The sequence below is a fragment of the Pseudothermotoga sp. genome, assembly GCA_025060105.1.
In the GTDB taxonomy this organism is placed as follows: Bacteria; Thermotogota; Thermotogae; order Thermotogales; family DSM-5069; genus Pseudothermotoga_A.
Genome location: JANXCS010000004.1, coordinates 35,372 through 49,733, shown reverse-complemented (window position 1 = coordinate 49,733; position 14,362 = coordinate 35,372). Strand labels below are relative to the sequence as shown.

Here is a 14,362-nt window from a genome sequence, read left to right as displayed (position 1 = left end):
CGTGTCTGGAAAACTCACCGTCATCGTTGGACCGATGTATTCAGGTAAAACCACGGAGCTGTTGTCCTTTCTGGAGATCTACAAATTGGGTCGAAAGAAAACTCTACTCTTCAAACCGGCTTTGGATGTCAGATACGGCGTTGATGTTGTGAGGACGCATTCCGGTTTAGAAGCTCAAGCTGTGTCGGTGGAATGCTCAAAAGATATGCTTCCTCATCTCAGAGAGAAGGTGGACGCCGTTTTCATAGACGAAGTGCAGTTCTTCGATAAAGATCTGGTGAGGATAGTGAGGAAGCTTTTGGATGAAAACGTCAACGTCTTCTGTGCGGGGTTGGACATGACCTTCAAGCAGAATCCCTTTGAGACCACTATGCTACTCCTCGCACTCGCCGACGAGGTGATCAAGAAGAAGGCGGTTTGTCATTTGTGTGGAGAGCACAACGCCACTCTGAGTTACAAGATTTCCGATGGTGATGCAGAGATCGATGTGGGTGGCAAGGAGAAGTACATCGCAGTCTGTAGAGACTGTTACAACAGCTTGGTGGTGAAGGGCCTTGGAACGAGTTTTAGTGGTTCCAACGAAGGTGATTGAGAATCTCGTTGATAATGAGAGCGGTATTTTCCCAATAGATCTCGAGCTTCTGCGCGATTCGATAGAAAGATTTGGCTTTTTCATCGACAGGAACGTCGCAGAGTTCGATGAAGCGAATCGTCAAGTGATTCCGTACGTTTTGATGAACCAAGAGGGCAGATTTCTTCTGCTGAGGCGTACCAACAAACAGCAAGAGAAAAGGTTGCACGGCAGACTGTCCATCGGGGTGGGAGGACACATCACACTCCAAGATGGTGACACTCCCTGGAAGGCTTTTTTGAACGGGATGGAGAGAGAAATACACGAAGAAGTCGATGCGAAAATTCGTAAGATGGTCTATCTTGGCCTTCTGAACGATCTCAGTTCCCCCGTGAGCAGGGTTCATGTGGGCATCGTTTATTTGGCTGAAGTGGAGTTCAGAAGTTTGAACGAACCTGACATGTTCGAGTGGTGGTTCAAGAGCCTTGAAGAAATCACCCAGTGGGAGGAAGAGCTGGAAGGATGGTCGAAGCTGACGTTGGATTTTCTGAGAGGGCTTACGCGAAACTGAATCTGTACTTGGACGTGGTTGCGAGACGACCAGACGGCTATCACGACATCGTGGGTCTGTTTCAAACGATAAGCCTTCACGATGAATTGTTGTTCTTCGAAATCGAAAAAACCAAAGGAATCATCGTCGAATGCAATGCTCCTATAGAGGGTCAGAACTTGGTGGAAAAAGCCTACAGAGCGTTCAACAAGTACCATCCTACGGATTTCGGTTTGAAAGTGGTTTTGAAGAAACGCATACCCATAGGATCGGGCTTGGGTGGTGGAAGCTCAGATGCTGCAGCGACGCTCAGATTCCTCGCCAAAAAATTGAAGGTGTCGAATCTAGACTTGCTTCAAATCGCTTCAGAAGTTGGTTCGGATGTTCCGTTCCTGCTCTTCGGTGGTACGGCCATCGTTGAAGGTAAAGGTGAAAAAATCACACCGCTCAGTCCTATAACTGGTTACACGGTGGATCTGTTCTGCCCAAACGTGAGTGTGAGCACCGCGATGGCTTATCGGATGCTCGAAGAGAGAAACTTCAACAGAGGTCCAAAACCTGTAGAAAAGCTTTATGAAGCTTATCTGAAACGCGATTTCGATGCGATCAAAGCTTTATCTTACAACATTTTTCAAGAACTGGTCTGCAACATGCATGAAGAGATAAAACGAACGCTTTTGAAGGCTTGGACTACGAATCCAATCGTCGCACAGCTCACAGGAACTGGTAGCTGTGTCTTTTCCGTTCGTGAGAGCGGAGGGAATCACGTTTTTTGCTGAAGACCGATCAGTGCGGCGCCGAGTGCACCTGTTGTGATCGGATTTTTGGGAACGATCAGCTCAACACCCATCAACTTTTCGAGTGCCCATTTCAAGCCTTTGTTCAGGGCAACCCCACCGGTCAGAACGATCGGAGGTCGTCCTTTGACCCTCTGATACATAGCGTATATCCTTCGAGCGATGGCTTCGTGTGCGGCGCGGATTATATCCTGTTTGTGATAACCTTTGCTCCTGAGTGAGATGATCTCACTCTCCGCGAACACCGCACAAACACTGCTGATGTTGAGTTCTTGTTTTGACTTCAAAGATTCTTCTCCCAAGGCTTCTATGGGTGTTTCCAGAATGGAAGCCACGATCTCGAGAAATCTGCCCGTTCCAGCCGCACATTTGTCGTTCATGACGAAATCGACGACTTTTCCATCCTCCAGTCTGATCACCTTGCTGTCTTGTCCTCCGATGTCGATGATCGTCCCAACGTTCTCGTACAGGTAACTGACACCGATGGCATGACAAGTTATTTCAGTCACACGTTCCTGTGCGAAATCGATCGCGTCACGACCGTAGCCGGTCGCAACGACGAAGACGTCCTCATGGGAGATCTTCAGTTCCTGCGAACTCTTCATCAACAGTCGTTTCGCAGACTCCTTGGGATCGGCACCCGTTTTCAAAATTTCCTGTAGAAGTATGTTTCCAGATCTATCGATGGCAACCAATTTCGTGCTCGTAGAACCGCTGTCTATACCTATGAAATACGAAAAGTTCAACGCAGGCTTTGAAAATCTCTTCAAACTCTCCAAAAGAGCTCCGATTCTCGTTTTTGTTTGTTCAAAACCTCCAGATGAGAAATTTTCTTCAACGCTGACGAAAGGAACTTTCAACTTTTCCAAGATTTGCCCATCGAAATGATAAAAGTCGCAGAACTTCGCGGTGTGCAACACAACAGCAGAAGGTTCGAACGATTTCACAAGTTCGCTCAATTTTCTGTCCGAGCTGAACCTTCCGCACACGAGTTTTTTGCTCAATATCCTTGAAGCGATCGATTCGAAGACGTTGCTTTTCATTTGAATATCCGACAACAACGCGTACGGACCAGAACACGTCGCATTCAGCACACACGCTCCAGAGTCCTCTATGAACTTGACCAGCTCTTCGCTCACCCAAGACCCCACCAAAAGCACCTTCAATGTGTCTTTCTTCGTCGAGCCGATCCATTCTTGGTTCGAAAGACTTTCAAAGAGTTCTTTTGCCTTGTAAGGATCTTCAAAAAGTGCCTTTTCCAAGTTTTTTGACGATTCTAGAAACCAAGAATGTGTCTCTTCAAGCTCACTCACCGGCACTTCCCTGTTGAAAGTTTCCTTCAGTTTTTCCCAAAGTTTTCTCAACTCGTCTGCGAAAGCGCGTAGGACTACTTTGTCATTTTTTACAGGAACGTGCAGATAGAAAGATCTGTTCGTCTTTTTCAAAAAGTCGTACGCTCGGCGCATCGAATCACACGAATCGACCCAAACGAGCACGTCGTTCGGTTCAACGGAACAAACGGCACTCCTGCAGAAAGAGCACACGTTAGGATGAAGTTTTTGAAACTCGATCGAGTTCGGTCGGATTCTTCTGAACGGTACCTTCAATGCATGGAAGAATTCGAAAGGAACAAGTGGACAGTTGTAGACTATCATCCGATCATCTCCAGAAACGCTTGGATCCGCGTTTTGTACTGTTCAAAAGAAGCGCTGGTGTGATCAACACAGTCTCCATCGAGCGATAGGAAAGGTATCCTCACCTCATCGAAAGCGTTCTTCAATATTTCGACTGAACCGGATGACTGTTTGCATCCAAAATGGTTGAAGTGGATCACTCCATCCACCTTGAAATCGAAAGCCAACCGCAGGGCGAACTTCGCCCTCGTCTCGACGTCTCCGAGCAGCGGATTGGAAAGTATCTTTTCGGCCAAACACTTGAACGGATGCGCCACATCTATCTTCCAGTTGAGCCAGTCCCATGAAAGTTCGCTCGCCACCACCGAATATTGGCTATCTTTAGAGAAGATATCGTTCAGAACGTTGTCGTAATAAGGGCTCAGGTGCATCCAAAGAAACCTTTTCTTGAAGGTAGGTGCATTCGAGTCGAGTTGTTTTCGAAGCGCTCGCACCGCTTTGAGCATGTGCACATCTGGTCTAACGTGCAATGCATACAACAAATTCACATGTTGATAGAGATGTAATCCGACGGGATTTTCGCAGAGTTTTGGATAAAGCTCTCGCAAGGTTCCAAAGATCTCTGATTCAATTTTCAACTGTTCCTCAAACTTCGAGTAGTTGAAACTTTGATTCAACTCGTTTTCCAACTCGTGGACGATTCCTTCCAACTGTTGAGACACGCTGTGAACACTGGATTGATCGAACGTTCTTGGAACATCAACGATCAATGGGTCTAAACCATGGATCTGTGCGATCGTTTTGAAGATCGGAACGTTTCCATCGCAGAGCGCGTTCGTGGCTGCAACGACCTTGGCGTTGCTCACCATCTTCAACAGATTCAGGCCCAACCCCGCTCTGTGGAACGAACAAGTGTTTTTCGATATGCCCATCGCTTCCGCTCGGTTCAGGGCGAGATCCTCCAAATGCATCGCAGCCAGCATTCCAGCCAACCCTTCGGCCGATACGCATTTCAGATTGAATCCTGCCATGATTTCTACAGGGAAGAAGAGATTGACCAGAGCGATCTTTCCACCTTCGAAAGCTGAGCTGACGATGGAGAGGGCTACTGAATCCACCCAGCTCGCAAAATCGTTTTTGATGTTGGCGACCACTCGGCGCCTCGCCAGTTCGAGTTTTATTCCTAGTTTGAGTATCTCCTTTGCGAGTTTCGGTCTTTTCCAAAAATATCTCACGAATTTTCCGTATGCGACGCTCTTTTTGCTCATATCTTCAACACTCGAAAAGCAGATCTTTGAATGAAACGCCGTTGTCGAGCTTATCTACGTTGAAGATATCGGCCACCGTTTGTCCGAAATCCGCGAAAGATTCTCTCACACCAAGGTTCACATTTTGACAAACCTTCGATCCGCACACCAGGATGGGAACCTTCTCGCGCGAATGGTCCGTTGAAGGAGTGGTCGGATCACAACCGTGGTCGGCCGTTATGAAGAGAACATCGTCTTCCTCCATCGCATCCCATATTTCTGGTAATCTCCTGTCGAAATCTTCCAACGCCTTCGCGTAGCCCTTCACATCGTTTCTGTGTCCGTATTTCATATCGTAATCGACCAGGTTGGTGAAGATCATACACCGTTGTCTTTTGTTCTTCATCAACCATACAGTCTTATCGACACCGTCCATGTTGTCTTCCGTCTTGAAGCTCTCCGTTATCCCCTTCCCGGCGTAAAGATCGTATATCTTACCAACGCCATACACAGGTATCCGATTTTCCGTGAGCACATCGAGCAAGGTTCGGCCTTCGGGTGGTAGAGAATAGTCGTGCCTCCTTGGTGTTCTCACATAGTTTGGCCATTCACCAGTGAAAGGTCTCGCGATGACCCTGGCCACTTTGAAACCCATTTCGTCGAGCAAACTTCTGGCGATCTCACAGTATCTGTAGAGTTCTTCAACAGGAACGATCTCTTCCTTGGCGGCGATCTGAAACACGCTGTCTGCGGACGTGTAGACTATCAAGGCACCGGTCCTTTCATGTTCCAAGCCGAGTTCTTTTATGATTTCCGTGCCCGAGGCCGGCTTGTTACCTATCACCTTCCTGCCAACCCTTCGCTCGAATTCCTTCACGAGTGCTTCGGGAAAACCGTTGGGAAAGAGATCGAACGGCTTCTTCAACACGATACCTGAGAGTTCCCAGTGTCCCGTGGTGGAATCTTTTCCTGCACTCTTTTCTTTCATGACACCGAAGGCACCGATGGCCTTCATCTTTGGAACACCGAGTATGTCGTCCAGATTACCCAACCCCATCTTCGCGAGGTTCGGTAAGTTCAGCCCACCGACAGCCTTCGCCGTGTTGACGAGCGTGTTGCTACCTTCATCTCCATACAGATGCGAGTCTGGAAGCTCTCCTATACCGACGCTGTCGAGCACGATCGCTATCACTCTCATCCCCAAACCCTCCTCACGCGAATCCTCCTTTGACCTGGTAGCAACAACGTCAGCAAGATGACAGCCAGGCAGAACCAAACGATGAGATCACCGTACTTCGTGTAGAACGTTTCTCCTCTCTTTGGAGAAAGTTCTATCTCCATGGATCCGTAACTCCTCACGGGAAGGACCTTGGTGATCCTTCCGTATGGGTCTACAACACCGGTTATACCTGCGTTGGAAACCTGTATGATCTGTCTCCTCGTCTCTACGGCCCTGAAAACGGATTTTGAGAAATGTTGCTTCAAAGCCGTGTTGAAATCGAACCAACCGTCGTTGGTACAAACGACGAGAACCTCTGCACCGTTTTTCACCAAGTTTCTTGAAGGCTCGCTGAAGTAAGATTCGAAGCATATTTGAATGCCGAGCGAGGGATAGTTTTCCAAACTCACTGGCAAAAAGTTTTCGCCAGGCTCGAGGTACGATAAACCTTTCAAAAAATCGAACATACCGAAGATTTTCTCGTAAGGAAGCATCTCCACGAACGGGAACAGCTTGACCTTGGAATAGACCTTTCTCACATTAGAACTTTCAACTAGAAAGATACTGTTCTTCGCACCACCGTTCGTTGATATCGCTCCAAAAAGGATCTTCAGATTGTTTCTGTTCGAAAGTTCGAGCATTTTTTCTCCGACAGGATTCTTCGTTGGATCCGTTGGGAACGTATCTTCCGGAAGGATGACGAGATTGTTGGAAAGTTTTTCCAAATGTTTTTCGATCTCCGAGTAGAGTTCCAAAGACGAAGAGCTGTACTTCTTTTTGGGAGTAACGTGAGTTTGCAGTGCGACTAGCTTCGTTTCACCCTTCTGTGGTGGGGGTAAAAAGCTTTCCACCACGTGTGAGACAGAGATGATCAGTAAAACGACGAAGGCGATCCTTTCTATGGGTTTGGAACTCTTCTTCATCAGCATGTAGAGCGCTCTGTTCACCAGCACGATGAGGAAGGTCAAACCATAAGAACCGATCAAAGGTGCTAGCTGTAGCACGCCGACTTCCCTGTAGAGGGCATCCGCCAAGGTCCCACCGGTGAAACCCATTTCGCCAAGGCCCCTCAGATAATCCATCAGTGTGTAGGCGGAAGCGACGAAGAGTAAGTCGAGCCAAGGCCAATTCTCGGTCGATCTTCTACCGAGAGAGTAAATCAAGCCGAACGCTGCGAAAGGTAAGGCTTCTATAGCCAACATGATCAGAAAGACAAAGAAACCAAGCCATCCTGGAAACCTCGAGAATGTCCTCGGTAGATTTTCAACCAAGACTGGTAGAACCCAAAACAGATTGATGGCACTGAAGATGTAAAAGTAAAGAAACCCGTACAGAGCACTCACAAGGGGATTTTTGTCCTCCAAGGCTAAGAATAAAAAAACTAGTCCGAACCAAACGAAGAAGCCAAACAAAAAACCAGGCATGGAAAGAGCAGTCAGAACACTAGAAAGTACCAAAAGTAAAAGGCTCATTCGTACACACGCTCCTGAAGGACGAATCTCTCCAAAGCTTTCGCGACACCGCATTCATCGTTGCTGTCAGTCACATAAGTTGCGATCCTTTTGATCTCATCCGGTGCGTTCTGCATGGCCACAGCTATCCCAACCATGCGCATGATCGATTCATCGTTCAAATTGTCACCTATGTACATGACTTCATCTGGTCTAACTCGATACATTTTCAAAAAGAACTCCAACGCTCTTTCTTTGCCGACGTTTGGTCCGAAGATCTCCACGAAAGTTTCCCCATCTTTCCTCTGATTCTCGATCGGAGTGTAAACATCACGGAGAGATTCTTCAACTTGTTGAGTCAACTTGTTGACATCTTCGATTTTTCCAACCAGCGCGATTTCGACCACACTCGGTCTGTGCTCGAGTACTTTCAGCAAATCTTTCACCATCCTGATCCGGTGCGAGTTGAGTTGAAAATACTGGGCGAAGGCTCCTTCGTAAGGTTTTTCCACGAGTATATCCTTCTCTGCGAAGAAAGATTCGTAGATCGCTGGATACACACCGTTCAACCTGCACAGTTCGACAAAATGGCTCGCCACCTTGGAATCGAGCTCGATTCGCTGGTAAATCTTCATGCTCACTGGATCTATGATCAAAGCACCGTTTTGAAAAACGGCAGGTATCTGGATTTCAAGCTCTCTCAAATAATGTGAAGCCGAGCCAAAGCTTCTGCCGGTGAAGATCGTAACATGTACACCGAGTTCAACTGCGCGCTTCACAGCTTGTTTGTCCATCTTAGAGATGTGTTTTTGATTGTTCAACAACGTTCCGTCCAGATCTATGCAGACCAGCTTGATCAAACGAACCACCCATGAAAGTATAGCAAAAAAGGGAGCTTTCGCTCCCTCTGGTGCCGAGGGCGGGACTTGAACCCGCACGGGCCGAGGCCCACATGGCCCTCAACCATGCGTGTCTGCCAATTCCACCACCTCGGCAGCCGTCAAAATTTTACCATGTGATCGTTGGTAATGTCAATCGGCGCAGATGTTTCCTTTGCCCGACGCTTTGGCCTTGTACATACGTTTGTCCGCCAAACTTATGAGGCTTTGCAGATCGTGACCGTCTCTGGGAAACTCTGAAATGCCTATCGAAGCGCTCAACGTCAACGTGATCTCGGACATAACGAGCTTTTGCTTCAAATTCTCTTGGAACCTCTTTGCAATACGTAAAGCACCTTCCAAGTCGATGTTTGGAACTATAGCGAGAAATTCATCACCACCGTAGCGTATCAACACCGTATCTTTCCTAACGCTTTTGGAAAGCCTCATTGCGAATTCTTTCAAAACCAGATCTCCCACAATATGGCCATGTTTGTCGTTTATCTGCTTGAACTCGTCCACATCGAACATGAGTACACAGAAGTTCTTGCCGAGGATGAACGTGTGTTCTCCGAGTTCTTCCAGAACGCTCCTGTTGGACAAACCGGTGAGTGCATCGGTCTCGGCCTTCGCTTTCCAAAGATTGATCTTTTGCACATGTTCTGTGATCTCTGTCAAAACGAACATCGCTCCTCGAACTTCTCCATTTTCAAAGTGTGGTACGGCGTGGATGTGAAACCACTTCTCTTGGCTTTCGTCACCGAGCTTGGAGGCCCTACTTACATCGCTTTTCTTTTTTTGAACTTCTTTTGTGAGCTGTTTCAACAATTCCAAAACATCCGATTTGACGATTTCAGAACTACCTTCACTGAAAAACGTGTTTTTGAACGCTTCGTTCATGAAGGTTAGCTCCAATTCCTCAAAGATTGCGATCGGTGTGGGGATAGAACTCAAAATGGCATGAAACTTCTCTTTTTCTTGCTGAACTTTGTTCAGAAGTTTTTCTTTTTCTGCTTGGTATCGATTCATCATCCGAAGGAAGAGGATCAGTACCAAAAAGAAGCTGATTGCGGAAACGCCTTCCACCTGCCAAAAGTTCATCCGAACGCGTTTGATCTGCTCCGTCAGAGTTTGACTGTACAGACCTGTGCCTATGATCCAGTTCCAAGGTTTAAAAACGCGAATGACAGTCAGTTTCCTTTGAATCTTTTTCTCGCCGTACACGTACCATTCGTACTCAACGTGATCTTTTCCCTGCTTTGCTCCCTGAACGATGCTACTGACCGCTCTGGAAAAAACGATGTTGTCCGACTCCAAACCTTTCTGACCCTCGAGCTCTGGATAGTATGGATGGGCCAACAATACGCCGTCGGTATCCAGAACGAAGAAATAATCCTTTCCCTCTGGTCCATAAAAGGAACTTTTGATTAGTCTCAGCGCCTCTTTCTTTGCCGATTCTTCGGACATCGCTCCTTCGGCACTTTCAGAATGGTACAGCTCCACTAAATTCAAGATCATGTCCAAATACCCTCTTAGACTGTTCAGTTGATAGCTTTGCACCAGTGTGTCCAGTTTGGGAAAAACGAACATCATCGGATAGACTAGAAGCGCGAAGAACGCGGCGGCCAAGATGAAGGAAATGACGTAAAGGTTTGGCTTGAATCGCACCTGAGACACCTCTTTGTTCATGTTTTCTTTCTTAGATTAGATTATACTAAATTTTTGGTATCGCTCTCCGTTGGGGGTGAGGTTGTGTACTTTCTGGGCGTCGATGTCGGTGGCACTAAGACACACGTTTTGATCGTTGACCATGAAGGAAGAACGGTGGCTTTTCAAGAAGGGCCGGGAGCGAATTATCAGGGATTGGGTGTGGAGAAAGCTTACAACAATTTGATGGAAACGATCTCGAAAGCGTTGGAAAAGGCTTCTTTGAGTCTTCAAGATATCGAAGCGGGCTTTTTCGGTGTGGCTGGGGCGGATTTCGACTACGAGATCAAGATCGTTCGAACGATCCTCGATCGGATCGGTTTGAGGAGATACGCTTTCGACAACGATGGGAGGATCGCTCTGAGGTCTGGGACCTTGGACGATGTGGGTATCCTCGTCAGTTGTGGCACTGGTGGGATCAATTACGCCTGTGATGGGAAGAGAATGGAGAGGATGGGTGGTTTTTCAGAGTTCTTCGGTGAACGCTTGGGTTCTTACATCATCGCCGGTTTGGTTGCCTCGTCGATCGTCAGGGGAAAGGACGGTAGGTCTGAACATACGAAGATGATCCAGATGTTTGAATCTCAGATCGGTGGGAAAATAGAAGATATCATGCATTACGAGTACGAAGGCGACTACGAAAAGATGAGAGAATATTCCATCTTGTTGATCAAGACACTCTTTTGTGCGGCGAACCAACATGATTTTGTCGCGTTGAAGATACTCTGTCGGATCGTAGACGAAGTTGTGAGCGTAGTGAAGGCTTTCAGAATGAAACTCGATTTCACCCCACCCATCAAGTTGGTTCTGGAGGGAAGCTTCTTCAAAAACGCCGATCCGATCCTTTTGGAGATGATCCTCAGTGCGGTTGGACCAGAGTATCGGATCGTTGTTCCGAAACATCCACCTGTGGTTGGGGCGGTCCTGCTCGCGGCGGAATTTTCGAATCACAAGTTCGATCGACACTCAATCGAAAGGTTGATCGGCTTTTGGGGGAATGAGCCATGAAGATCGCGGTGATCGGTGCTGGTAGTAGTTACACACCGGAACTCATCTCGGGTTTGATGTGTGTGGCGAAAGAGTTGGATTTGGATCAAGTTTGGTTTCACGACGTGGACGAAAGAAGGTTGCACATCATGCACAGCTTTTGCGAAAGGCTCATCAAAGGTTGTTTTGCCCTCTTCAAAACCTCAGATTTTGTCCAAGCTGTGAGAAGAGCAGATTATGTGATTTTTCAGTTCAGACCAGGTGGTTTGAAGTCGCGAAAGCTCGATGAAGAAATTCCACTCAAATACGGCCTCATCGGTCAAGAGACTACGGGTGTTGGAGGGTTCGCCGCTGCTCTCAGAGCTTTCGGTGTGATTGAGAATTATGTGGATCTCATCGATAAAAACAGTGAAGCGTTGATAATCAACTTCACCAATCCTTCTGGTCACATCACCGAGTTCGTACTGAACTATCTTGGATTCGAAAGGTTCATAGGCCTATGCAACGTTCCTATCAACGTTTTGAAGCATATTTCCAAACTTTTTTCGTGCAACGTGGAAGATATTTTCGTCAAATATTATGGGCTGAACCATCTGAGTTTCATCGAAAAAGTGTGGTTCAAAAACAAAGACGTCACCAACGAGTTGTTCAACAAGGTTTCACAGCAGAGCGAGCCAGAGTTACCTGCTTGGTTGATCTCTTCACTGGGTCTTTTTGTGAATCCCTATCTGCGTTACTATCTCTCCACACAGACTGTGCTGAACAAGTTGATGAAAGAAGGGACACGGGCCCAAAAGGTTCTAGAGATCGAGGAGAGACTCTTCCAACATTACGAGAAGTTTGACAGCATACCTGAAGAGCTTTCACTCAGGGGAGGTAGCCTTTACTCGACGGCCGCCGCGATGCTCATAAGAGATCTAGCGTTGTCCAACAATTCTGTGCACATCGTCAACACCAAAAACGATGGGTCGATCCAAAATCTTCCGAGCGATTATGTGTTGGAAATACCATGTTTAACGAAGTCTAAAAGGGTGCTACCCGTAAGCTTGGGTGAAGCGGATCAATTCGCCGTGGGGTTGATCCACACGATCAAGATGTACGAAAGACTCACCATAGAGGCTTATCTGAAGAAATCTAAGTCCATCGCGATGAAAGCTTTACTTTTGCATCCACTCGGTCCAAGGTCTCACAACGTCAGAGAGCTCCTTGAGGAAATCCTTGAAGCGAACAGAGAATACGTTCGATTGTCATGAAAAGAGGTGTTCCCTTTGCTCCAGATCACCGGAGGGACGTTCAAAGGTAGAAAGATCCAGCCTGTACCGGATCCCAAGACGCGCTACACCAGTTCGATGGTGAGGCAAGCGTTGTTCAGTATGGTGGACGTGACCGACAAAAGTTTTCTTGAACTTTTCTGTGGCAGTGCGGTGGTCTCGCTCGAAGCTTTGAGCAGAGGAGCAAGCAGAGCCATCGCCGTCGATGTCTCAAAGTTGGCGACAAAAGTTGCCAAAGAGAACGCGAAGAAATTGAACGTGGAGCTCAAGGTGCTGTGCATGGACTTCAGAAGGTTTTTAGAGAAAAACACGGAACGTTTCGACATAGCTTTTCTCGATCCACCCTACGGGCTCGGACTCGTTGAGGAAGCTCTGCGTTGGCTCGCCAAGAAGAAAACGGCAGAGATCATCGTGGTGGAAAAGTCCAAAAAAGAAGATGTGATCGTTCCTGAGGAATTCGAAATTCTCAAACGTAGAGTCTACGGTGATAGCGAGCTGATCATTCTGAGGCACATCCGAAGTACCTCGGTGTGAGGAACGGTGGCAGTTCCCCTGTTTTCAATCCGAGTTTTTCCCGCACACTCGACGGAGTGGCGTTCAGCATCTCGAAGCACAACGAGCCGATCCTCACACCCCAGATTCCTTCGGCTTCATAAAAGCTCACAGGCTCTTTTGAACTGTAGATGACGTTGACACCGTCGTTCGCCACCCTTTTGAGCACGTAGTTTCCATCTTCGATGTCGATCCTGTACCAAACAGACTTTTCCTTGCCATCGACCTTCTCCCTGAAACTCAGCGCGTTCGCGCTCACCTGTGCAACGCAGATCGATTTATACCAAAAATCGTGCCTCATGGAATCGAGGGCCATCATCAAGTCGAGGTCTCCCTCCAAACTCTGCGTTGTCTGGAAAAGGTGCGAAATCACTGTGTTCAAACACAGCGCCGTTATTCCCAAGAAGGTCAGAGAGACGAACAGATAGATGATCAACTGGGTGGTGACGAAACTCAAGCGTTTTTCCCGTAAAGCAGTTCGTACACCTCCGCGTTCAGCACGGCACATCCAGCTGCACCTCTGACCGTGTTGTGCACCAACGCAACGAACCTGAGCGATCGTTCAGACACCTGAACCAACCTTCCCACACTCACCGTCATGCCTTTGCCGAGGTCTCTGTGGAGTCTCGGTTGTGGGGCATCCTTGTATGGCAGATACATCAAAGGATGTTCAGGTGCTGTGGGCAAATGGTAACTCTTCAGTGGTTTGAAATCTTCGATGAACTTCACGAACTTTTCTAGCTTTACCTTCTCACAGGTTTCAACGTACGCGCTGAGCATGTGGCCATCTTGAACCGGTACTCTGTTACACTGTGCAACGATTTCGAACTGTGCGAAGTTCAATCTCGATTCTTCCAATTTACCCAGAATCTTCTTCGGCTCGGTACACATCTTTTCTTCCTCGTTCTTTATGTGAGGTATCACGTTGTCGAGTATGTCCAGTGAAGCTACTCCAGGATAACCTGCCCCAGATACGGCTTGCATCGTCACAACACTGACGAACTCTATCCCGAATAGATCCATGATGGGCTTCAGCACCATCACGAGGCCCGTCGTGGAGCAGTTTGGATTGGTTATCAACCTGCCTTTCGTTTTCTGACTTTCTATAAGTTTTATGTGCTCCAGATTGACTTCCGGCACTAAGAGTGGGACGTTTTCATCCATCCTGTGGCTCGCCGCGTTGGAGAACACGGTATAGCCTTGTTCGACGAGGCGTGTTTCTATCGGCCCAGCGATGTCCGAAGGTAGAGCCGAAAAGATGTAATCGCAATCGAACGACGAATCAACGCTCACGACGGTCATATCGCGAACTTTTTCTGGGATCTCACAATTTAGATGCCAGTGCACCACCTCGCCGTACTTTTTTCCGGCGGAGGATTCGGACGCGGCCAGCACGGCTATCTCGAAGAACGGATGGTTCGCAAGCAGCTGTATGAACCTCTGACCAACTGTGCCGGTGGCTCCCAAAATGGCCACTTTTTTCTTCATGTTTTCAACC

The 14,362-nt window shown here is 47.6% G+C and carries 14 protein-coding genes and 1 tRNA gene; 6 read left to right on the top strand and 9 right to left on the bottom strand.

What is annotated here, in order from left to right:
• The first annotated feature begins 1 nt into the window (after position 1).
• Genes NZ875_04985 through ispE form a run of 3 tightly spaced genes read left to right on the top strand, consistent with a single transcriptional unit; the run spans position 2 to position 1,900 of the window.
• Entirely contained in the window at positions 2–592 is a 591-nt protein-coding gene (locus tag NZ875_04985; GenBank protein MCS7175091.1) for a thymidine kinase, read from the top strand.
• Complete coding sequence (locus tag NZ875_04980; GenBank protein ID MCS7175090.1) at positions 555–1,142, top strand: NUDIX domain-containing protein; 588 nt, start codon at positions 555–557, stop codon at positions 1,140–1,142. Before NZ875_04985 ends, NZ875_04980 begins: the two co-directional genes overlap by 38 nt.
• Complete coding sequence (gene ispE / locus NZ875_04975) at positions 1,094–1,900, top strand: 4-(cytidine 5'-diphospho)-2-C-methyl-D-erythritol kinase (GenBank protein MCS7175089.1); 807 nt, start codon at positions 1,094–1,096, stop codon at positions 1,898–1,900. Before NZ875_04980 ends, ispE begins: the two co-directional genes overlap by 49 nt.
• On the opposite strand, the gene NZ875_04970 is transcribed toward ispE, so the two are convergent.
• The 7 genes from NZ875_04970 to NZ875_04940 form a co-directional block, all read right to left on the bottom strand.
• Positions 1,885–3,573, bottom strand: coding sequence for an acyl-CoA dehydratase activase (locus NZ875_04970; protein ID MCS7175088.1), 1,689 nt, complete (start codon positions 3,571–3,573; stop codon positions 1,885–1,887). The two genes, ispE and NZ875_04970, sit on opposite strands and share 16 nt — an antisense overlap.
• On the bottom strand, positions 3,570–4,820 hold the full coding sequence (locus tag NZ875_04965) for a 2-hydroxyacyl-CoA dehydratase family protein (GenBank protein ID MCS7175087.1): 1,251 nt from the start codon (positions 4,818–4,820) through the stop codon (positions 3,570–3,572). Before NZ875_04965 ends, NZ875_04970 begins: the two co-directional genes overlap by 4 nt.
• Positions 4,821–4,824: 4 nt before the next feature.
• On the bottom strand, positions 4,825–5,997 hold the full coding sequence (locus NZ875_04960; GenBank protein ID MCS7175086.1) for a phosphopentomutase: 1,173 nt from the start codon (positions 5,995–5,997) through the stop codon (positions 4,825–4,827).
• Positions 5,994–7,490, bottom strand: coding sequence for an apolipoprotein N-acyltransferase (gene lnt, locus NZ875_04955; GenBank protein ID MCS7175085.1), 1,497 nt, complete (start codon positions 7,488–7,490; stop codon positions 5,994–5,996). The genes NZ875_04960 and lnt overlap by 4 nt, the downstream gene beginning before the upstream one ends.
• The gene (locus NZ875_04950; protein ID MCS7175084.1) at positions 7,487–8,329 is read right to left on the bottom strand and encodes a Cof-type HAD-IIB family hydrolase; all 843 of its coding nucleotides are present in this window, start codon (positions 8,327–8,329) and stop codon (positions 7,487–7,489) included. The genes lnt and NZ875_04950 overlap by 4 nt, the downstream gene beginning before the upstream one ends.
• Before the next feature lie 48 nt (positions 8,330–8,377).
• Positions 8,378–8,464, bottom strand: a tRNA-Leu gene (locus NZ875_04945).
• A gap of 36 nt (positions 8,465–8,500) precedes the next feature.
• Positions 8,501–10,015, bottom strand: a complete 1,515-nt coding sequence (locus tag NZ875_04940; protein ID MCS7175083.1) for a diguanylate cyclase — start codon at positions 10,013–10,015, stop codon at positions 8,501–8,503.
• Between the two features lie 84 nt (positions 10,016–10,099).
• Between NZ875_04940 and NZ875_04935 the strand changes: the two genes are divergently transcribed.
• The 3 genes from NZ875_04935 to rsmD are packed head-to-tail and all read left to right on the top strand — an operon-like array spanning position 10,100 to position 12,846.
• Positions 10,100–11,062: an ATPase gene (locus NZ875_04935; GenBank protein ID MCS7175082.1), complete on the top strand. Its 963-nt coding sequence runs from the start codon at positions 10,100–10,102 to the stop codon at positions 11,060–11,062.
• Entirely contained in the window at positions 11,059–12,294 is a 1,236-nt protein-coding gene (locus NZ875_04930) for a 6-phospho-beta-glucosidase (GenBank protein MCS7175081.1), read from the top strand. Before NZ875_04935 ends, NZ875_04930 begins: the two co-directional genes overlap by 4 nt.
• Positions 12,295–12,300: 6 nt before the next feature.
• On the top strand, positions 12,301–12,846 hold the full coding sequence (gene rsmD / locus NZ875_04925) for a 16S rRNA (guanine(966)-N(2))-methyltransferase RsmD (protein MCS7175080.1): 546 nt from the start codon (positions 12,301–12,303) through the stop codon (positions 12,844–12,846).
• Here the strand turns inward: rsmD and NZ875_04920 are convergent.
• Positions 12,812–13,321 carry a hypothetical protein gene (locus NZ875_04920; GenBank protein MCS7175079.1) on the bottom strand — a complete coding sequence of 170 codons (510 nt, stop codon included), beginning with the start codon at positions 13,319–13,321 and terminating at the stop codon, positions 12,812–12,814. The two genes, rsmD and NZ875_04920, sit on opposite strands and share 35 nt — an antisense overlap.
• Entirely contained in the window at positions 13,318–14,352 is a 1,035-nt protein-coding gene (gene asd, locus NZ875_04915; GenBank protein ID MCS7175078.1) for an aspartate-semialdehyde dehydrogenase, read from the bottom strand. Before asd ends, NZ875_04920 begins: the two co-directional genes overlap by 4 nt.
• Positions 14,353–14,362: the final 10 nt, after the last annotated feature.

Coding starts and splice junctions, on each gene's coding strand:
- lnt (MCS7175085.1), bottom strand. CDS start 7,490: ATGAGCCTTTTACTTTTGGTACTTTCTAGTGTTCTGACTGCTCTTTCC.
- asd (MCS7175078.1), bottom strand. CDS start 14,352: ATGAAGAAAAAAGTGGCCATTTTGGGAGCCACCGGCACAGTTGGTCAG.
- NZ875_04960 (MCS7175086.1), bottom strand. CDS start 5,997: ATGAGAGTGATAGCGATCGTGCTCGACAGCGTCGGTATAGGAGAGCTT.
- NZ875_04970 (MCS7175088.1), bottom strand. CDS start 3,573: ATGATAGTCTACAACTGTCCACTTGTTCCTTTCGAATTCTTCCATGCA.
- NZ875_04965 (MCS7175087.1), bottom strand. CDS start 4,820: ATGAGCAAAAAGAGCGTCGCATACGGAAAATTCGTGAGATATTTTTGG.
- ispE (MCS7175089.1), top strand. CDS start 1,094: ATGGTCGAAGCTGACGTTGGATTTTCTGAGAGGGCTTACGCGAAACTG.
- NZ875_04930 (MCS7175081.1), top strand. CDS start 11,059: ATGAAGATCGCGGTGATCGGTGCTGGTAGTAGTTACACACCGGAACTC.